Source organism: Streptomyces sp. NPDC001401 (genome assembly GCF_042895385.1).
Classification (GTDB): Bacteria; Actinomycetota; Actinomycetes; order Streptomycetales; family Streptomycetaceae; genus Streptomyces.
This window is the reverse complement of record NZ_JBIAWI010000002.1, coordinates 359,933-379,704: the sequence shown is the minus strand read 5'-3', so window position 1 is coordinate 379,704 and position 19,772 is coordinate 359,933. Positions and strand designations below refer to the sequence as shown.

Below are 19,772 nucleotides of genomic sequence, written 5' to 3'. Positions count from 1 at the left end.
CAACACTTCACGAAAGGAACCCCCATGTCCGAGAACACCGCATCCACCACCGCCCTCGACCTCGACGAACTGCGCGCGATCGTCGCCGACGCCCTCGAACTGCCCAAGGAGGAGGTCACCGACGAGGCGCACTTCGCGGACGACCTCCAGGTGGACTCGCTGATGGCGCTGGAGATCGTCGTGCATCTCGAGAAGCGGTACGGCATCAAGGTCGCCGAGTCCGAGTTCAAGGAGCTCAGCACCCTGCTCCAGGTCCGCGGCCTGGTCGAGTCCAAGCTCGCCGGGGGGAAGTGACGATGTCGGACAGCCTTCGTCCGGTCGCCCTTGTGTCGGGCGGTTCCCGGGGTATCGGGCGGGCCGTGGTGAACCGGCTCGCCGGGGACGGCTTCGACGTGGCGTTCTGCTACCGGTCCGACGAGAAGGCCGCCGAACAGGTGGTGAAGGAGGCGGCCGGGGCAGGCGCGCGGGTGCTGGCCCGCCGGGTCGATGTCTCCGACGGCGCTGCGGTCCGCGCCTTCGTGGAGGCCGCGGAGTCCGAACTCGGGCCGCTGGACGCCGTGGTCACCTCCGCCGGCATCACCCGCGACAACCCGCTGGTGAGGATGGCCGACGAAGAGTGGCGGGACGTCGTCTCCACCAACCTGGACGGCACCTACAACGTCTGCCGGGCGGCGATCTTCTCCTTCATGAAGCGGCGCACCGGGGCGATCGTCACGCTGTCCTCGGTCGCCGGGGTCCACGGCAGCGCCACCCAGAGCAACTACTCGGCCTCCAAGGCGGGCATCATCGGCTTCACCCGGGCGCTCGCCAAGGAGTGCGGCCGGTACGGGATCCGCGCCAACTCGGTCGCGCCCGGGCTGATCGAGACGGACATGACGGCGGCCATGGCCGATGCCTCCAAGGAGCGGATCCTCGAGCGGATTCCGCTGGCCCGCTTCGGCACCCCCGACGACGTCGCCGATCTCGTGTCCTTCCTGGTCTCCGGCCGCGCGGGCTACATCAGCGGTCAAGTACTGGGCGTGGACGGCGGGTTGGTCGTCTGAGCGCGTACGCCCCCCCTGCGAGGAGGTCCTGTGAGCAAGAAGCTGTTGGCGGTGTGCGCCGCGCCCCTGGTCGCGACCAGGGCGGCCTACGCGGCGTTCCACCCGCCCCCGCCCACCGGGCGGCGCAGGCCGGACCAGTTCGGTCTGCGCGCCGAGGAGATCACCATCGCCGTCGCCCCCTCCGGCATCCGGCTCAGCGGCTGGCTGTGCCGGGGGGACCCCGGGCGGGTGGTGCTCCTCGGCCACGGTCTGGGGCTGGAGAAGTCGCGCAGTCTGCCGTACGCCCGCTTTCTCCATCAGGCCGGGTACACGGTGCTGCTGTTCGACTTCCGCAACCACGGCGACAGCTCCCGGGACCGCAGTTTCGGCGGCTTCGACCGGCGTTTCGCCGAGGACGCCGTCGCGGCCGCCGCCCATGTGCGGTCGCTGCCGGAGTTCGCGGGCGCGCGGCTGGTGCTGTACGGCTTCTCGCTGTCGTCCTTCGCCATGCTGCGTTCGCTCGCCGATCTGGACGGCACCGTGGACGCGCTGGTGTGCGACAGCGGTCCGGCCTGCGACCCGCCCGCGGTCTCGCCGAACCTGCTGCGCACGGGGCTGCTGCCGGTGCCCGAGGCCATGCGGGCAGGTCCCGCCCGGCCGGTGGTCGAGCGCGTGTTCCGCCTGCTCAACCACCTCACCATGGGCAGATCGGGCAACTGGCCACCGGCGCCCGGAAGCCCGGTCTACGCCACCACTCCGATGCTGTTCATCGCCGGCGGCACGGATCCCGTCGTACCCGCCGAGGAGATCGTGCGGCTGGCACGTCCCTATCCGCGCGCCGAGACCCTGGTCGTGCCCGGCGCGCGGCATCTGCGGGCGATGTGGACCGACAAGGAGCGGTACACCTCGACCGTCCTCGACTTCCTCAACCGTTGTCTGGAACCCACGAAAGCGGTCCGCTGATGCGACTGGGCCTCAACCTCCGTTACCTCGGCGCCCTGGGCGCCGGCGCCGACCCCAGGACCTCCGCGTTCCAGGTACGGGAAGCCGAACGGCTCGGCTTCTCGGTGGTGTGGACGGCCGAGGTGTTCAGCTCCGACGCGGTGTCCCTGCTGGGCTGGCTCGCCGCGCAGACCACCCGGATCGGGCTCGGCACCGCGGTGATGCAGATTCCCGCCCGCACCCCGACCATGACCGCGATGACCGCGGCCACCCTCGACATCCTCTCCGAGGGGCGCTTCCGGCTAGGTCTGGGTGTCTCCGGACCGCAGGTCTCGGAGGGCTGGCACGGCGCCCGGTTCGACCGGCCGCTGGCCCGCACCCGCGAGTACGTCGACGTGGTGCGCCTGGCCCTGCGCCGGGAGGACGTCGCCTACGACGGCGAGCATCACCGGCTGCCGCTGCCGGACGGGCCCGGCAAGGCACTGCGCCTGGGAACCCGCCCGCTGCGCAAGGACGTTCCGGTGTACCTGGCGGCCGTGGGGCCGCGGAACACGGCCCTCGCCGGTGAGATCGCGGACGGCTGGCTCTCGGTGTTCTTCCAGCCCGAGCACGGCGCCCGGCACCTGGCGGACCTGCGCGCCGGACGGGAGAAGCGGGGCCTCGGCCTCACCGGGTTCGACGTCGTCGCGGCGGTCCCCGTCGTGGTGGGCGACGACCTCGCCGAGTGCGCGGACCGGGTCCGGATGTACACCACGCACTACCTGGGCGGCATGGGATCACGCAAACAGAACTTCTACAACAGCCTTGCCGTACAGCTGGGTTACGGCGATGCCGCCCGCCGGGTGCAGGAGCTGTACCTGGCCGGAAAACCGCGCGAGGCGGCCGCCGCCGTACCGCAGGAATTCCTACAACGCACCTGTCTGCTGGGCCCGGTCGAGCGGATCGCCGACGGCCTGCGGGCCTACGCCGAGGCAGGGGTGACCACGCTGTCCGCGATGGTCTTTCCCGAGCACGGCGGCGACGGTCTGAGTGAACTGCGCGCACTCACCGAGGCGTTCGAGAAGTCGGGAGTCGCCGAGTGACGCCCGCTCTGCCGCGCACCGACCCGCCTGGGAAAGGACACCCCTCGTGTACGACGTCATAGTGGTGGGCGCGCGCTGCGCCGGAGCCCCGACGGCCATGCTCTTCGCCCAGGCCGGCTATCGCGTGCTGATGGTGGACAAGGCGCGGTTTCCCCGCGACACCATGTCCACCCTCTACATCCACCAGCCCGGGGTCGCCCATCTGCAGCGCTGGGGCCTGCTCGAGGCGGTCGCCGGGACCGGCTGTCCTCCCATGGACCGGCACGGCTACCAGGTGGCGGACGTACGGCTGGACGGCTGCTCCTGGCCCGTCGACGGGATCCGCGCCGCCTATGCGCCCCGCCGCCACCTGCTCGACCCGATCCTCGCCGAGGCCGCCGTCGCGGCGGGCGCCGAGTTCCGCGAGGGGTGCACGGTCGACGACCTGCTCTTCGAGGACGGCCGAGTGGTGGGGGTCGGCCTGAGGACGGCGACGGGGCGGTCCGAGGAGCGCGCCCGGCTGGTCGTCGGCGCGGACGGCATGCGCTCGAGGACGGCGGCCCTGGCCGGTGCCCCTGTGGCCTTCGAGGACCCCCTGATGACGTGCGCCTACTACACCTTCTGGTCCGGTCTGCCGACCGGCTTCGAGGTGTACCAGTCGACGGACCGATGGGTGGGTTTCGTTCCCACGAACGACGGGCTGACGCTCGTGGGAACGTATTTCCCGCAGTCCGACTTCGACACCGTTCGCGCGAACGTCAGGCGTGCCTACCTCCGCAATGTCGCCGCTGTCGCGCCAGGCCTCGAAGAACGGCTGGCCTCGGCCACCCAGGAGGAGCGCATCTACGGCACCGGCGAGCAGCGGAACTTCTTCCGGCAGGCGGCGGGCCCGGGCTGGGCGCTCGTCGGGGACGCCGCGCACCACAAGGACTCGATCACGGGCAAGGGCATCACCGACGCGTTCCGGCAGGCGACGGCCCTGACCGAGGGCGTGGGCGACGATCTGCAGGACCGGCCCCTGCTGGACGCCGCCCTCGCCCGATACGCCCGCGGGCACCAGGAACTGCTCATGGACGGCTACCAGGACACCCTGGCCGTGGCCGAACTCAAGCCGCTGCGCAGGCTGGGGCTGCTGCGTGCCATCGCGGACGATCCGGTCATGGTCGAGCGGTTCTTCTCGACCGTGTCGGGTGCGTGTCCGTCCAGTGAGCTGATCACGCCGGAATGGCGGGAACGTGCCCGGGTGTGACGGACCGCCGGGCCGCCCGCGGCGGCCCGGCGAAACCGGGTCAGAGGCCGAACACGCCGGGGTCGGTGGCCACCGAGCGGAAGTACTCGGCCGGGTCGGCGACCAGCTTGCGGGCCTTCAGGTCGAGCAGCCCGCCGACGTTGAAGACCTCGGCCACCAGCGTGCCGTCGGGGAGGCTGAAGGTCTGTTCCACACGGAACGACTTGCCCTCCCCGAAGATGAAGGCGCACGTGATGTCGACCTCGTCACCCGCGACCACCTCCCGGCGGTAACGGATGGTGCTCTCCAGGTTGATCGGGCCGACGCCCTTTGCCAGCAGCGCGTTCTGCTCGATTCCGGCGGCCCTCAGCAGTTCCCAGCGTGCGTGCTCGGCATGCTGCAGATAGATGTTTCCGTTGAGGTGTCCCTGGGCGTCGGTCTCGTAGGCGCGAACGGTCACTCTCACGGTGAACAGGTCTGACATGCCAATCCCTTCATCACGGCGACTCATGGACGCCTTGGGTCACGTAACGGGTCACTTCGACCCGCGAACTGATGCCGAGCTTCCGGAAGATCGCCCGCAGGTGGTAGTTGACGGTGTGCGGAGAAAGCGCCACCCGGCGGGCGACCTGACGATTGGTCATGCCCTCGCTGACCAGACTGGCGATGGTCCGCTCGGTCTCGCTGAGGGACTCCCACTGGGACGCCGGCCGGCCCGCCCGCCGGGCCGGAGCCCGGGCAGGAGCGGGAGCAGCTGCGGGTGCGGGCGGCGCCGAGGCGATGTGCCGGTTGATCAGTTCCTGCACCCGGGCCGCATCCGCGTTCGCCCCGAACTGCTGGAACCGGTGCAGCGCGGAGCGCAGCCGGTCCAGCGCCAGGGCCCGGCCGCGGCCCTCGTCCGCCGCGAGCAACGCGCCCAGATCCTCGTCCGCCAATGCCCCCGAACACGGGCTGAGATGCTCCCGGGAAGCCCGGCGCAGCGCCCCCGTGTCCTTCTCCAGCAGGCCCCTCGCATGGGCCGCCGAGACGCCGACCGAGGGGAAGTCGGGGTTGGCGGCGGCGACCGCCTCCACTCCGGCGACCACGGTCGCCGCGAGGGGCGTGTCGTCGGCGGCGAGCGCCAGCCTGACCAGCCAGGGAGCCGCACCCACCTCCTCCACGTACAGCTGCGGCTGGGCCAGCAGGTCCACGTACTGGGTGGTGAGCAGTTCCGCCGCTCGCCGTGGGGCGAGCTGGGCCGTGGACACCAGGAACTCCCCCCAGGAGTACTGGATCGAGGGGAAGACGGTGCGGTCCGCGCTCACCACGGCGCGGGTGCGCCACACGTAGTCGGCGGCGGAGGACAGGTCACCGCGGCGCAGGGCCACCAGGATCAGGACGGCCTGTCCGACGGGGACGACCCAGCTGCTGCCGGCCTTCACCGCCGCGTCCAGCCCGGCCTGGGCCGCGTCCTGCGCCTCCTGGAGACGGCTCGCCTGGAGCAGCAGCCTGGCCCGGGTGATCAGGATCGCCGCGGTGTGACCGGTGAGACCGGCCCGGTCGGCCTCTTCCCTGGCAGTGCTGATGAGCTCCTCGGCCTCGTCGAACTGCCCGACGTCGGACAGCTTGGCGGCCAGCGCGAGCCGTACGTACGGCCGCCACATCGGGGGCGTGAACTCGCCGATGCGACTCACCGCGCGCCTGCCCCAGCGCAGTCCGGCGGCGAGATCGCCCTTGGCCCATTCCAGATTGGAGATCAGTGCCGTGGCCGTCACCACGTCCGCGTCACTGCCGCCACCGGTGTGGGCATCGAGGATCGCCTGCGCGTTCCTGCGCACCCGCCCGCTGTCGCCGTCCAGGAGCGAGACGACCCGGCGGGCCGCTTTGTCGACCTCCGTCGCCGCGGTGACGTGGACGTCGGCCAGAGTCCGGGTGAGTTCGGCCCGGATCTCCTCGGCGAGTCCCAGCGGCAGCGACTCGCCGCGGGTGCTTCTGGCCAGCAGCAGCGCGGGGACGAAGCGATCGGCGGGATTCAGTGCGACGGCCTCCTGCACGACAGTCGGCACCGAAATGTGAACAGGCGCCGTCTTCGCGGTGGCCCCGCCCGGAGCTCCATGGAACTCCGAGGCGATGAGGGCATTCAGCGGCCGGGGATTTCGCAACGCGCCGATCTCTTCACTCAGGGCGGTCCGCACAGCCGAGGGCAGCGCCTCCGCCACCGCTCGCCTTATCAGTTCGTGTTGGAAAACTGCCTGCTCGGCGGGGAAAACGAGAAGCCCCGCGGCCATGACCTCGTTCACGGCGGGCAGAATGGACGCCGTCGTCTCACCCTGCATTGCGGCCAGTTCGCCGATCATAAAGGGCCCGCCCATCGCGGCGGCGATCTGAATGAGCTGATGCGACTTCTCGGACAACGCATTCAGCCAGCGCGCGGCGACTTCCCGGATCCGCCGCGGTGTCCGAAAGTCCTTCAGGCGAGCCAGTCCGTCATGGATCTCGACGTTCTGCTCCTCGCACAATCCGCTGACGAGTTCGGTGACGAGCAGCGGGTTGCCACCCGCGTCCTTGACCATGGAAATGATCTCGGTGGCGGGTTTCGCGCCCAGCAGTCCGGCGGCAAGTTCGATGGCCTCCTCGTCCGAAAGCGGCTCCAGGTCGACGCGCGTCACACCGTGACCATGACCGAGGAACCCCTTCGCAGACCGGCTGCCGCAGCACGAGCGCAGCGCCAGCAGCCACGCCACGTGCGGATGGCTGCGCCGCGCGCGCACCGAGAGGACGCGGTCGAGCAAAGCCTCGGTCGCATGGTGGAAATCGTCGACCACGACCAGGAGACGCTCCGAGGTCCCGACGGATCCGGATTCCAGTCCGGCCAGAAACGACTCGAACCCCCCGTCGCCCGATGAACCTTCACGGGAGGGCAGCGAGAACGAGGCGGTGACGAACCCGAGATCAGCGGCGAGACGTTCCGCGTCCTGCAGCAGTCGGGTCTTGCCCGTTCCGGCCGGCCCCTCGAGGGTCAGAACATTTCCATAGTCGCCCGAACTTGCGGCGAGGAACTTTTCAATGTTTTCCCATTGGTGGCTGCGGCCCAGCAATAACGCCCCGTCGACGCATCCTGTCATTACTCCCCCACTGTCCTCCGAAGCACGACTCGAACCAGCCGGTCCAGGCGACACATACGCCTCGGAGCCTAACGACCGATCGCAGTGAACGGAGCCTCCCCTGTATTGCTTAGGCCTTTCTTTACCTCATCCCAGACCCGTACGCAGCCCCGCCTACCCAACCGTAACCTACCCGGATACTTGAACGGCCCAACAGCGAATCGTTGGCCAACGATTTCGGCCAATCATTCGGCACGCGCGGCAATCCTTGCATTAAGAGGGCGGCCCATGATATTCTCCTGCGCCAATTTGTCATGCCCGAATAGAAAAGGCCGTTGCCGCCTGAACCGTGTCGCCCACCCGCGGCAATTCGATCGTGAACTCCGTGCGGCCCGGGACGCTGTCGACGTCGACTCGTCCGCCGTGCGCCCCGACGATCGCCGCTGCGATGGCCAGCCCCAGCCCCGAACCGCCTTCCCTGCCCGCGGCGCGCGAGCGGGACGTGTCGGCGCGGGTGAACCGCTCGAACACCCTCGGCAGCAGCTCCGCCGGAATCCCCGGCCCGTTGTCCCGGATCCGTACGACACACCGCTCCGGCGTCGCCGCCACCTCCGCGACCACCGTCGTGCCCGCGGGCGTGTGCACACGGGCGTTGGCCAGCAGGTTGGCCACCACCTGATGGAGGCGTGCCTCGTCGCCCGCGACCAGAGCCGGCGCCTCGTCGAGGGACAGGACGAGTTGCCAGTCGTGGCCGCTGCCTGCCGCCCGTGCGTCCCACAGGGCCTCGGCGGCCACGGCCGCGAGGTCGACCTCGGCGGACTCGAGCGGCCGGCCCCCGTCGAGACGGGCGAGCAGGAGCAGGTCCTCCACCAGGCCCGTCATCCGCGCCGACTCCGCCGAGACACGGCGCCAGGCCAGCACCGGCTCGACGCGGTCCGTGCCGCGGTTCATCAGTTCCGCGTAGCCCGCGATGGACGCGAGGGGTGTGCGCAGTTCGTGGCTCGCGTCGGCCAGGAAGCGCCGCATGCGTTCCTCGCTGTGGCGGACCTGCTCCTCGCTGCGCCGGCGTTCGGCGAGGGAGGACTCGACGTGGTCGATCATCCGGTTGAGGGCGGCGCCGACCTGGCCGACCTCGCTGCGGGGGTCGGTCTCCCGGGCGGGGACGCGGGTGAGGCCGGTGACCTCGCCGCGGCCGAGCGGGGAGCGGGAGACCTCGACCGCGGTGGCGGCGACCCGGCCGAGGGGGCGCAGCTGGCGTCGTATGACCACGGCGCAGACGATGCCCGCGGCGGCCAGGCCTGCGGCCGCGACGACCGCCTCGGCCTCGACCAGTCCGTCGATCATGTCCTGTACGTCGTCCATCGGGAGCCCGGCAAGGACGCGGATCCCGTCCGAGTCGAGCCCGGCGATCCGGTAGGTACCGAGGCCGGGCACGGTGACGGTGTGTTTGGAGCCGTTGGTCGCGGTGCCCTTCAGGGCGGTGCGCTGGACGGCGCTCAGGTTCTGCGGCGGGGCGTCCTGGCTGACGATCGCCGCGGAGACGACGGTGCCGTGGTCGTCGAGCCTGGCGGCGAGCATGCCGACGGGGTGACCGTTCTCGGTGAGGAAGGAGAGGTTCGCCTCGTCGTCCCGGTGCAGAGCGACTCCGCCCAGGCTGCGCTGGGCGGCGTTGGTGACGCGGCCGTCCAACTCGCCCATGAGAGAGGACCGTTGGACCACGGCCGTGGTGAACGTCATCGCCGCGCACACGACGACGAGCGTGACGCCGACGAAGAGCAGCAGGCGGGTGCGCAGGGAGCGTCCGCCCAGGCCGGCGGTCATCTGCCGTCCTCCGTGGACCTGATGGTGTACCCCATCCCCCGTACGGTGTGGATCATCGGCGCCCGGCCCTTGTCGATCTTGCGGCGCAGACTGGAGATGTAGACCTCGACGAGGTTGCCGCCGCCGTCGAAGGAACTGCTCCACACATGCTCGAGGATCCGGGCCTTGCCGAGCACCTGGCGCGGGTGGTCGACAAGGAGGCTGAGCAGGTCGAACTCCCTGGCCGTGAGCCGGATCGGCCGGCCCGCGCGGTGGACCTCGCGGGTCTCCCCGGTCAGCACGAGGTCGCCGAGGACGCGTACGGAGTCGTCGGCCCGGGTGCCCTCGGTGCCGGCCCGGCGCAGCAGGCCGCGCAGCCGGAGCACGACCTCCTCCAGGGAGAAGGGCTTGGTGACGTAGTCGTCGGCGCCGTTGTGGAGGCCGTCGATGCGGTACTCCAGGGCGTCGCGGGCGGTGAGCATGAGGACGGGGAGCTTCGGGTTCTCGTACCTGAGCCGGCGCAGCACCTGGATGCCGTCCAGGTCGGGCAGCATCCCGTCGAGCACGACGGCGTGCGGGGCGCAGCCGCGGGCGATCCGCAGTGCGCTGTGCCCATCGGCGGCCGGGTAGGGCCGCCAGCCCGCCTCGGCGACGGCGACGGAGAGCACGTCGATGAGCGCGGGCTCGTCGTCGACGATGAGCACGCGCACCCGGCCGGTTCGGGACGCAGAGGTGCCTGACATGTCTCGATGCTGTCCCGGTCCGCTGAGGGAACCCTGTGTTCCACCTGAGGGTGGCTGATGACCTGGGGTTTCCGGGGCCGGACACGGCGAAGGCCGCGCCCCCGGCGAACCGGGGACGCGGCCCTCAACTGCCTTGCGCTGCCGCCTACTTGCGGATCAGCGAGCGCAGCACGTACTGCATGATGCCGCCGTTGCGGTAGTAGTCGGCCTCACCGGGGGTGTCGATGCGGACGACCGCGTCGAACTCGACGCCCGTGTCGGTGGTGACCTTGACCGTGCGCGGCGTGGTGCCGTTGTTGAGCTCCTCGACGCCGGTGAAGGAGAAGGTCTCCTCGCCGGTCAGACCGAGGGACTCGGCGTTCGCGCCCTCCGGGAACTGCAGCGGCAGGACGCCCATGCCGATGAGGTTCGAGCGGTGGATGCGCTCGTACGACTCGGCGATGACGGCCTTGACGCCGAGCAGCGCGGTGCCCTTGGCGGCCCAGTCGCGGGACGAGCCGGAGCCGTACTCCTTGCCGGCCAGGATGACCAGCGGGGTGCCCTGCTCGATGTAGTTGCGCGAGGCGTCGTAGATGAAGGAGACGGGAGCGTCGTCCTTCGTGAAGTCGCGGGTGTAGCCGCCCTCGGTGCCCGGCGCGATCTGGTTGCGCAGGCGGATGTTGGCGAACGTACCGCGGATCATGACCTCGTGGTTGCCTCGGCGGGAGCCGTAGGAGTTGAAGTCACGACGCTCCACACCGTGCTCGGTGAGGTACTTGCCGGCCGGGGTGTCGGCCTTGATCGCACCGGCCGGGGAGATGTGGTCGGTGGTGACCGAGTCGCCCAGCTTCGCGAGGACGCGGGCACCCGTGATGTCGGAGACCGGGGTGGTCTCCATCGTCATGCCCTCGAAGTACGGGGGCTTGCGCACGTAGGTGGACTGCGGGTCCCACTCGAAGGTGTCGCCGGTGGGGATCGACAGGGCCTGCCACTGGGCGTCGCCCGCGAAGACGTCCTGGTAGGACTTGTTGAACATGTCCTCGCCGATGGCGTTCGCCACGACGTCGTTGACCTCGGCCTCGGTCGGCCAGATGTCGGTCAGGTAGACCGGCTTGCCGTCCTGGTCGACACCGAGCGCGTCCTTGGTGATGTCCACCTTCATGGAACCCGCGAGGGCGTACGCGACGACCAGCGGCGGGGAGGCCAGGTAGTTCATCTTGACGTCGGGGTTGATACGGCCCTCGAAGTTCCGGTTGCCGGAGAGGACCGAGGTGACCGCGAGGTCGTGGTCGTTGACGGCCTTGGAGACCTCCTCCGGCAGCGGGCCGGAGTTGCCGATGCAGGTGGTGCAGCCGTAGCCGACGAGGTTGAAGCCGACCTTGTCGAGGTACGGGGTCAGGCCCGCCTTGTCGAAGTAGTCGGTGACGACCTTCGAACCCGGGGCGAGGGTGGTCTTGACCCACGGCTTGCGGGTCAGGCCCTTCTCGACCGCCTTCTTGGCCACCAGGGCGGCGGCGACCATGACGTACGGGTTCGAGGTGTTGGTGCAGGAGGTGATGGCCGCGACGGTCACCGCACCGTGGTCGATCGTGTAGGTCGAGCCGTCGGGGGCAGTGACCTGGACCGGGTTCGACGGGGCGCCGTTGGGGTGGATGGCCGGGGCGTCGGAGGCCGGGAAGGACTCCTGGCCCGCCTCGTCCACGGTGTCGACGTAGTTGCGTACGTCCTGCGTGAACTGCTGGGCGGCGTTGGCGAGGACGATGCGGTCCTGCGGGCGCTTCGGGCCGGCGATCGACGGGACGACCGTCGACAGGTCGAGCTCGAGCTTCTCGGAGAAGTCCGGCTCGGCCTGCGGGTCCAGCCAGAGGCCCTGCTCCTTGGCGTACGCCTCGACGAGCGCGAGCTGCTGCGCGTCACGGCCGGTCAGCTTCAGGTACTTGATGGTCTCGCCGTCGATCGGGAAGATCGCGGCGGTGGAGCCGAACTCCGGCGACATGTTGCCGATGGTGGCGCGGTTCGCGAGCGAGGTGGCGGCGACGCCCTCGCCGTAGAACTCGACGAACTTGCCGACGACACCGTGCTTGCGGAGCATCTCGGTGATGGTGAGCACGAGGTCGGTGGCCGTGGTGCCCGGGGTGAGCTCACCGGTCAGCTTGAAGCCGACGACGCGCGGGATGAGCATCGAGACCGGCTGGCCGAGCATCGCGGCCTCGGCCTCGATACCGCCGACGCCCCAGCCCAGGACGCCCAGGCCGTTGACCATCGTGGTGTGCGAGTCGGTGCCGACCAGGGTGTCGGGGTAGGCCTGGCCTCCCCGGACCATCACCGTGCGCGCGAGGTGCTCGATGTTGACCTGGTGGACGATGCCGGTGCCCGGCGGGACGACCTTGAAATCGTCGAAGGCGGTCTGGCCCCAGCGCAGGAACTGGTAGCGCTCCTTGTTGCGGCCGTACTCGAGGTCGACGTTCTGCTTGAAGGCGTCGTTCGTGCCGAACTTGTCGGCGATGACCGAGTGGTCGATGACCATCTCGGCCGGCGAGAGCGGGTTGACCTTCGCCGGGTCGCCGCCGAGGGCCTTCACGGCCTCACGCATGGTGGCGAGGTCCACGACACAGGGCACGCCGGTGAAGTCCTGCATGATCACGCGGGCGGGCGTGAACTGGATCTCCTGGCTGGGCTGCGCCTGGGAGTCCCAGCCGCCGAGGGCGCGGATGTGGTCGGCGGTGATGTTCGCGCCGTCCTCCGTGCGGAGCAGGTTCTCCAGCAGGACCTTGAGGCTGTACGGCAGTCGGGCCGAGCCCTCCACCTTGTCCAGCCGGAAGATCTCGTACGACTCGTCGCCCACCTGCAGCGTGCTGCGGGCGTCGAAGCTGTTCGCCGACACGACAGTCTCCTTCATTGATGTGCGCGTACCTCACCGCAATCCTGCCGCCACGACGTCTTGGCCGATCCGCTAAGGTAAGGCTAAGTTAGGCAAGCCTTACTGCCAGACTGGCGATGCGTGCGGCTGCGGTGCGCCTCGGCAGATATCTCGATGTCGAGATAACTCTAGTACACGGGGGCTGAATGGTCATGCCCGGCCTCCGTTTGTGACGCCCCACACGGCGGGGCCCTGCCAGGCGATTATCCGGCGGAACGGAACATTTGGCGCGGGCGCCCATCAGCGATTCGAGCCGGGGTGCCTCACCGGTGTACCGCAGGGCGACATTGACGGTCCGTCACCCGAATGGACCCCCAACACATGCCTCATCTCATATCTGAGATACCCTCAGCCCCATGGCAGACGACTACCTCGTACGCATCGGCAAGCTCATCCGTGACGCCCGGCAGCACCGGGGCTGGACACAGGCACAGCTCGCGGAGGCACTCGGCACCAGCCAGAGTGCCGTCAACCGCATCGAGCGCGGCAACCAGAACATCAGCCTTGAGATGATCGCCCGAATCGGTGAAGCCCTGGAGAGCGAAATCGTCTCGTTGGGCTATGCGGGGCCGATGCATCTGCGAGTGGTCGGCGGCCGCCGGCTGTCCGGCGCCATCGACGTCAAGACGAGCAAGAACGCGTGTGTCGCGCTGCTGTGCGCCTCCCTGCTCAACAAGGGCCGCACGGTGCTGCGCCGGGTGGCGCGGATCGAGGAGGTCTACCGGCTCCTCGAGGTACTCAACTCCATCGGTGTGCGCACGCGCTGGATCAACGACGGCGTCGACCTGGAGATCGTGCCGCCCGCCGAGCTGGACATGGCGGCGATCGACGCCGACGCCGCCGTACGGACGCGGTCCATCATCATGTTCTTCGGCCCGCTGCTGCACCGCATGGACCGCTTCAAGCTGCCGTACGCGGGCGGTTGCGACCTGGGCACGCGGACCATCGAGCCGCACATGATCGCGCTGCGCCGGTTCGGGCTGGACATCACCGCCACCGAGGGGCAGTACCACGCCCTGGTGGACCGGACCGCGCGGCCCGACCGGCCGATCGTGCTGACCGAGCGCGGGGACACCGTCACCGAGAACGCGCTGCTGGCCGCCGCCCGCTACGACGGCGTCACCGTCATCCGCAACGCGTCCTCCAACTACATGGTCCAGGACCTGTGCTTCTTCCTGGAGGCGCTCGGTGTCAACGTCGAGGGCATCGGTACGACGACCCTCACCGTGCACGGCGTGCCGCAGATCGACGTCGACGTCGACTACTCCCCCTCCGAGGACCCGGTCGAGGCGATGAGCCTGCTGGCCGCCGCGGTGGTGACGGAGTCGGAGCTGACGGTGCGTCGCGTACCCATCGAGTTCCTGGAGATCGAGCTGGCGGTCCTGGAGGAGATGGGGCTCGACCACGACCGTACGCCCGAGTACTTCGCGGACAACGGCCGTACCCGGCTGGTGGACCTCACCGTGCGGCCCTCCAAGCTGGAGGCGCCGATCGACAAGATCCACCCGATGCCGTTCCCCGGCCTGAACATCGACAACGTGCCGTTCTTCGCGGCCATCGCCGCCGTCGCGCAGGGCAAGACGCTGATCCACGACTGGGTCTACGACAACCGTGCGATCTACCTGACGGACCTGAACCGGCTGGGTGGCCGCCTCCAACTCCTGGATCCGCACCGGGTGTTGGTGGAGGGCCCGACCCGCTGGCGCGCCGCCGAGATGATGTGCCCGCCCGCACTGCGGCCCGCCGTGGTCGTGCTGCTGGCGATGATGGCGGCCGACGGCACGTCCGTACTGCGGAACGTGTACGTCATCAACCGCGGTTACGAGGATCTGGCGGAGCGGCTGAACTCGATCGGGGCGCAGATCGAGATCTTCCGGGACATCTGACCGCGCTCAGCTGGAGTGCCGCCGCGCCCTGTCTGACCTGTGCGGATGCAGGCTTGGACGGGGTGCGGCGGCATCCCTCCACCAGTCAGTGGGCGACGAGCGCGCCACTCGACAGACCGCCTGCCCATGGCGCGTAGGAGGAAAGCCGTGCCCTGGGCGAGCCTTCAACCCCCGTCCCTGCCGCTCGAACTGCAGGTTCCCCTGGCCTCAAAAGGACAGGTCGCGGCAGGGGACGGGTCACGACCCGCCAGGAGAGGAGAGGCGCCGCGGCGAGCCAGGAACAAGACGACGAGCTGTTCGACCTCATCGGCGCGACAGGTGCCGGGATGGGCGTCGCCAAGGACCAACAGCTTTCCCCCCAGCCGCTCGTCAGGTCGGCACGGACGTTGCGGAGAACGCCGCAGCCAAGCTCGCGGAAAAGGATGCAGTCCGCGCTGCTCTCCGGGCACGGGCCGGCTGCCGGCGCAAGCCGTGCCCCCGACGGGGCACTGTCCTCCGGGCCTGCGCTGCGCTACAAGCGCGCGCCGTGTACGTGTCGCGGCTCTGCCAGCAGACCGTAGATGACCAGCACGGACACCAGCATCGTGAACAGAGACCAGAACGGGTAGACCGGAAGGAAGATCATCTGACCGACGAGACAGAACACTGCCAGACAGATGCCCGTCAGCCGCGCCGCTCTGGAGCCCACGAGTACACCGAGACTCGCCAGGGCCATCACGATGCCGATGGCGACCCAGATCCAGCCCCAAGCCGTGTAGTTGAAGATGAGCAGCCGGTTGCCTCCGGAATAGACGGTCGAGTAGTAGCCGTGATTGAAGATCGCCACAAATCCGTTGAGCAGGTTGAAGAGGGCGCTGACCATCAGCAGGATTCCGGCGAAGGCCACCCAGTGCGATCGCTCCATCGGAGGCACGGCACCGTCTGGTGGAGAGGTTTGTTGCTGCATGGACCCATGAGATGCAGCACCACCGCAGCCCGCAATCGGTAGTGGCCCAGGAGTGTTGCGCGACTGCCTGTGCTCCGGGGGACCGAGAGTCGCCCGTATATGGCCTGCCGGACAGTGGATTGCGTCGGAACATCAGTTGATCTTTGCCTGTCCGTTCCTGTTACCCGGGGTCAGCAGGACGGCCGTGTCCCCCGGCCGGGGAAGGAGTGTGCCGGCTTCCGTGACCGGGTCGAGGCGGCCGTCCCGGCGCACGAGGAACAGCAGATCGCTGCCTGGCCGCAGGGCGTCGTCGGCGGGCTGCCCCAGGACGGCTGCCCCGTCCTCGTACCTGCGGGAGAACGTCGGCCAGGTCAGATCCGGGCCGAACAGAACCTCACCGCCGATGTAAGGCGCCACTACGCCGTGGCTGTCGGCCGGTGCGTTGAGACGGTGGACCGTGCTCTCCACGCTGCCTCGCAGAAGCGCTGCCGCGAGTGCGTTGAAGTCGTCCTCGGCGGTGAGAAAGTACATCGCCGTGATCCCCTCCAGCTCGGCGGCCCCACCCGTGGCGGCGCCCAGCAGGTCACCGGGCGCAAGTTCGATCCCGGCCTGCCGGATGCGTTCACGCTGTTCCTCTCCCCCTGCCCACATCAGCACCTCCAACCCTGCCGACTTCAGGGCCACGCCCAGGTCGACCACCCAGGGGTCGCCGCCGACCAGCAGGGGCCGCGAGCGGGACGGGCGCACCACGCCCAGGCGTCGGGCGACGGGCGAGGCGGTCAGGCCGTAGAGCGTCACGGTCGCGACGATGACCACGAACGTGGCCGGAAGGATCTTCGAAGCGCCGCCGATCCCCTGGGCCACCAGGTCGGCCGAGAACGTCGAAGCCGTGGCAGCCGCGACGATGCCGCGCGGCGCCATCCAGCCGATGAAGCCCCGCTCGCTGCGTGTCAGGTCGGTGCGGAGGGTGGACACGACCGCGACCAGCGGCCTGACGACCAGTACCAGAAAGGCGGCGAGCCCGAGCGCGGGCAGCCACACATGGCGCAGCGAGTGCGGGGTGACGGTGGCCGAGATCGAGATGAAGAGCAGGCCGAGGATCAGGCTGACCAGGGTCTCGAAGAACGGCCGACGCGCGGGTACGTCCATGCCGGGGAGGTTGGCGACGGCCAGGCCCATCACCACGGCGGCGATGAGTCCCGTGTCGTCGCGCAGGACATCGCAGAACGCCGCGACACCGATCACCGCGGCAAGCTGCGCCGTGGTCCCGAGGACCTCGCCGAGCCGCAGCACCCGGAACAGCACCCACAGCAGAGCCGCGCCGACCGCTCCACCGGCCACTCCGATGCCCATACTGGCGAGGAAATGCCCCGCCCCACTGCCGAGATGGTGGCGCGAGCCGGCCACGACCGCGTGGAAGACCAGTGCTCCCAGGACGCCGCCGACCGGGTCGATGAGGGAGCCTTCCCAGATCAGGATGTGCTGGAGACGGTCCTTCGGCCGCACGAAGCCGAGCAGCGGTCCGACGACCGTCGGCCCCGAGACCACAAGGATCGCGCCGATCATGACGGCTGCCCGTGCGGACATCCCCAGCAGCGGCGCGGCGAGGAGCGCGCCGAGCAGTCCGGTGACGGGGACACCGATCCAGATCAGCCGGACGACGACGCGGCGGGTGTGGCCCTTCAGCCTCGCCAGGTCCAGCCCGAGGCCCGCGTCGTAGAGGATCACGGCCACGGCCAGCGACACCAGCGGTGAGAACGCAGTGCCCAGCAGCTGCTCAGGGGCGACGTCGTCGATCAGCGCGCCGGCGCAGAAGCCGACCGGCAGCAGGACGATGAGGGCGGGGATGTGCAGACGGCCGGCCAGGATCTGCGATCCGACGGCCAGGACCAGGATCACACCCACGCCGATGAGCACCTGGTTCGTCGTCACATTCGGCCCTTTCGGTGCGGGGTGGTGGGACGAGCGGGTGCTCTTGCCGTGACGGCGTCGTCACTCCCCCCACGGAGTGATCCCCCAGCGGACGGTGTGCTGTTCGCCGGGGCCGAGGCTGACGAGCCCGGTGCCGCTGCGGAAGGCGTCCGGGGGGCAGGTCATCGGTTCGATGGCGACCGCTCGACGGCGCTCCCTGGGCGGGAGGGTGTCGCCGGTGTAGAGCTGCACGTAGTCGGCGCCCTCACCGAGCCACACGTCCGTGCCGAACGCGCCCGACGGGTGGGCCAGGCGCACCACGGCCCGGCCGTCCGCGTCCCGGTCGAGGTCGCCGAAAGGGGTGTCCAGCCGGAGCGCACCGACGGCTCGGGGCGTTCGCAGGTCGTACTCGCTCCCGGCGACCGGCTCGGCGGCGACCGGCAGACCGCGCTCATCGGTGCGCAGCCATGTGCGTGCGGGGACGGTCAGCACCGCCTGGTCGACGACGGCGGTGCCCGCGGTGATGTAGGGATGCTGGCCGAAGCCGTACGGTGCGGCGCTCGCGTCGAGGTTGCGCGCGGTGACGGCGACGTCGAGCCCGCTCTCGCCCAGGGTGTACTCGGCGCGGAGGTGGAGGTGGAACGGGTAGCCCGGCTGCGGCCACAGCGAAATCTCCAGGACGGCGCGGCTGCCGCTGGCCTCCACGACCTGCCACGCGACCCACCGGAGCAAGCCGTGGATGGCGTTGCCGCCGGTCGGCTCGGTGAGCGGCAGCTGCAGCTCCTGCCCGTCCCAGGAGTAGCGGCCGTCGCGGATCCGGTTGGGCCATGGCACCAGGATCTGGCCGTGTCCGCCGGTGATCCGGTCCTGTTCGGCGAATCCGTCGATCACGGTGCGCTCACCGACCGCGTACGACCGAAGGGCCGCGCCGAGCTCGACGACAACGGCACGGTGCCTGCCGTGACGAAGGGTCAGTTGCCGTCCGGTGCGGCTCTCCTGCACGCGTGGCCTCCTCGGTCCGCCCGGCCGTCCTCGGGCGCCGGCGCAGTGGTGGCCTGCGGTGCCGGCCCTCCCGTCGGGAGCGTGCGGCCCCTCATGGGCCCGGTCAAGCACGACACGTTCCTGTCGGCGCGATCGCCGGGCAGGTTCGCCCGCTGAGGCCACAGGAGCGTGCGGCGGTCGACGCAAGGGCGCTCGTGCCGGCTCCCGGACGGCGGCGTCACCCGCTGCCCGCGCGCCCGTAGCGACGGCCGATGCGCCGCCAGACAGCCCGTTGGAATCTGATCATCAGCACGCCCACCAGGATCAGCAGTCCGATGTTGAGCAGGAGCTGGATCAGGGATCCGCGCGCCTCGCTCCAGCTGGAGAACGCGCTGGAGACGCCGATGTCGGCGGCGGCCGGGATGGTGGTGACCGAGATGAAGACGCCGAGCAGAGCGCTCGTCCTGGCCTGGGTCAGGGACATGATCCCGACGATGCCGGCCAGCACCGCGACGACTACGGAGAAGGCGTTGGGGGCGTCGATCAGCGTGGAGACGGGTCTGAAGCCCAGCTCGAACGCCTTGGGTTGAAAGTCGAGGCCCCGGACCGCCCACGAGAACAGGAAGGTCACGAGGATGGCCAGCAGGAATCCCACGGTCAGGGCGAACAGGCCCTGGCGGATCCTGGTGCCGTTGCCGCGGTCGATGCCCAGTGCAACGCTGGTGATGGCGCCGTACTCCGGTCCTACGACCATCGCCGCGACAATCAGGATCTGGGAGTTGGTGATGATTCCCACCGCCCCGATGACGCCTGCGATGACCAGGTAGACGTAGAAACTCGGCAGATAGGTGCCCTCGGCGCGAATCCGCGCCTCGACCTCCTCCCAGACCGGCGCGTGCGCGAGCGCCCCGAGCTGCTGCTGCTCGGCTTCGGCCGCTGTACCGGAGAAGGCCATCTCGACCGGTTCGATGACGATGGATCCGCGGCGGTCGAGTTCCAGTTCGCGCAGACCGCGCAGCACGGCATTGGCCGCACCGGCCAGGATGTCGCACTCGATCGCGTCGCCGTCGGGGTTGTGCGCCAGTTCGGCAAGGACGACCAGGTTGAAGACATAGCGGTCGTCGGTCAGCAGCCCGACCGCCCGGGGGGTGAGATCAGCGGGGCTCACCAGCCGGACGTGGATCATCTCCATGCACCACCTCCTTCGCTCGCCGACTGCGCCATCGCGGCGCCACGGTGCCCGAGCGCCGGAGCTCCCCGCTTGTGACCGGCTGACTCCAGTAAGTAACGC

Annotated in this window: 15 protein-coding genes; 6 read left to right on the top strand and 9 right to left on the bottom strand. The window is 69.7% G+C overall.

What is annotated here, in order from left to right:
- Positions 1-24 precede the first annotated feature (24 nt).
- Genes ACFY10_RS09380 through ACFY10_RS09360 form a run of 5 tightly spaced genes read left to right on the top strand, consistent with a single transcriptional unit; the run spans position 25 to position 4,274 of the window.
- Positions 25-294 (top strand): acyl carrier protein, encoded by a 270-nt coding sequence (locus ACFY10_RS09380; RefSeq protein WP_390664458.1) that lies wholly within the window; start codon positions 25-27, stop codon positions 292-294.
- Positions 295-296: 2 nt separating this feature from the next.
- The gene (gene fabG / locus ACFY10_RS09375) at positions 297-1,043 is read left to right on the top strand and encodes a 3-oxoacyl-[acyl-carrier-protein] reductase (protein ID WP_390664457.1); all 747 of its coding nucleotides are present in this window, start codon (positions 297-299) and stop codon (positions 1,041-1,043) included.
- Between the two features lie 30 nt (positions 1,044-1,073).
- Positions 1,074-1,985, top strand: coding sequence for an alpha/beta hydrolase (locus ACFY10_RS09370; protein ID WP_390664456.1), 912 nt, complete (start codon positions 1,074-1,076; stop codon positions 1,983-1,985).
- Positions 1,985-3,046 carry an LLM class F420-dependent oxidoreductase gene (locus ACFY10_RS09365; protein WP_390664455.1) on the top strand — a complete coding sequence of 354 codons (1,062 nt, stop codon included), beginning with the start codon at positions 1,985-1,987 and terminating at the stop codon, positions 3,044-3,046. Before ACFY10_RS09370 ends, ACFY10_RS09365 begins: the two co-directional genes overlap by 1 nt.
- A gap of 46 nt (positions 3,047-3,092) precedes the next feature.
- Positions 3,093-4,274 carry an NAD(P)/FAD-dependent oxidoreductase gene (locus ACFY10_RS09360; protein ID WP_390664454.1) on the top strand — a complete coding sequence of 394 codons (1,182 nt, stop codon included), beginning with the start codon at positions 3,093-3,095 and terminating at the stop codon, positions 4,272-4,274.
- A gap of 40 nt (positions 4,275-4,314) precedes the next feature.
- Here ACFY10_RS09360 and ACFY10_RS09355 read toward each other — a convergent pair whose 3' ends face one another.
- From ACFY10_RS09355 to acnA, 5 genes are all read right to left on the bottom strand, one after another.
- Positions 4,315-4,737, bottom strand: a complete 423-nt coding sequence (locus ACFY10_RS09355; RefSeq protein ID WP_390664453.1) for an acyl-CoA thioesterase — start codon at positions 4,735-4,737, stop codon at positions 4,315-4,317.
- 13 nt (positions 4,738-4,750) lie between these two features.
- Positions 4,751-7,357 carry a LuxR C-terminal-related transcriptional regulator gene (locus tag ACFY10_RS09350; RefSeq protein ID WP_390664452.1) on the bottom strand — a complete coding sequence of 869 codons (2,607 nt, stop codon included), beginning with the start codon at positions 7,355-7,357 and terminating at the stop codon, positions 4,751-4,753.
- A 291-nt stretch (positions 7,358-7,648) separates the two neighbouring features.
- Positions 7,649-9,157, bottom strand: coding sequence for a sensor histidine kinase (locus tag ACFY10_RS09345; protein WP_390664451.1), 1,509 nt, complete (start codon positions 9,155-9,157; stop codon positions 7,649-7,651).
- Positions 9,154-9,879: a response regulator transcription factor gene (locus tag ACFY10_RS09340; RefSeq protein ID WP_390664450.1), complete on the bottom strand. Its 726-nt coding sequence runs from the start codon at positions 9,877-9,879 to the stop codon at positions 9,154-9,156. Before ACFY10_RS09340 ends, ACFY10_RS09345 begins: the two co-directional genes overlap by 4 nt.
- A gap of 145 nt (positions 9,880-10,024) precedes the next feature.
- Positions 10,025-12,742, bottom strand: coding sequence for an aconitate hydratase AcnA (acnA, locus tag ACFY10_RS09335; RefSeq protein ID WP_390664449.1), 2,718 nt, complete (start codon positions 12,740-12,742; stop codon positions 10,025-10,027).
- Between the two features lie 392 nt (positions 12,743-13,134).
- On the opposite strand from acnA, the gene ACFY10_RS09330 reads away from it, so the two are divergent.
- Complete coding sequence (locus ACFY10_RS09330) at positions 13,135-14,664, top strand: helix-turn-helix domain-containing protein (protein ID WP_390664448.1); 1,530 nt, start codon at positions 13,135-13,137, stop codon at positions 14,662-14,664.
- Between the two features lie 511 nt (positions 14,665-15,175).
- Here ACFY10_RS09330 and ACFY10_RS09325 read toward each other — a convergent pair.
- From ACFY10_RS09325 to ACFY10_RS09310, 4 genes are all read right to left on the bottom strand, one after another.
- Positions 15,176-15,610 (bottom strand): hypothetical protein, encoded by a 435-nt coding sequence (locus ACFY10_RS09325; RefSeq protein ID WP_390664447.1) that lies wholly within the window; start codon positions 15,608-15,610, stop codon positions 15,176-15,178.
- Between the two features lie 132 nt (positions 15,611-15,742).
- Positions 15,743-17,521, bottom strand: a complete 1,779-nt coding sequence (locus ACFY10_RS09320) for a cation:proton antiporter (protein WP_390664446.1) — start codon at positions 17,519-17,521, stop codon at positions 15,743-15,745.
- Between the two features lie 60 nt (positions 17,522-17,581).
- Positions 17,582-18,502, bottom strand: a complete 921-nt coding sequence (locus ACFY10_RS09315) for an aldose 1-epimerase family protein (RefSeq protein ID WP_390664445.1) — start codon at positions 18,500-18,502, stop codon at positions 17,582-17,584.
- A 217-nt stretch (positions 18,503-18,719) separates the two neighbouring features.
- Positions 18,720-19,673 (bottom strand): DUF389 domain-containing protein, encoded by a 954-nt coding sequence (locus ACFY10_RS09310; protein WP_390664444.1) that lies wholly within the window; start codon positions 19,671-19,673, stop codon positions 18,720-18,722.
- Positions 19,674-19,772: the final 99 nt, after the last annotated feature.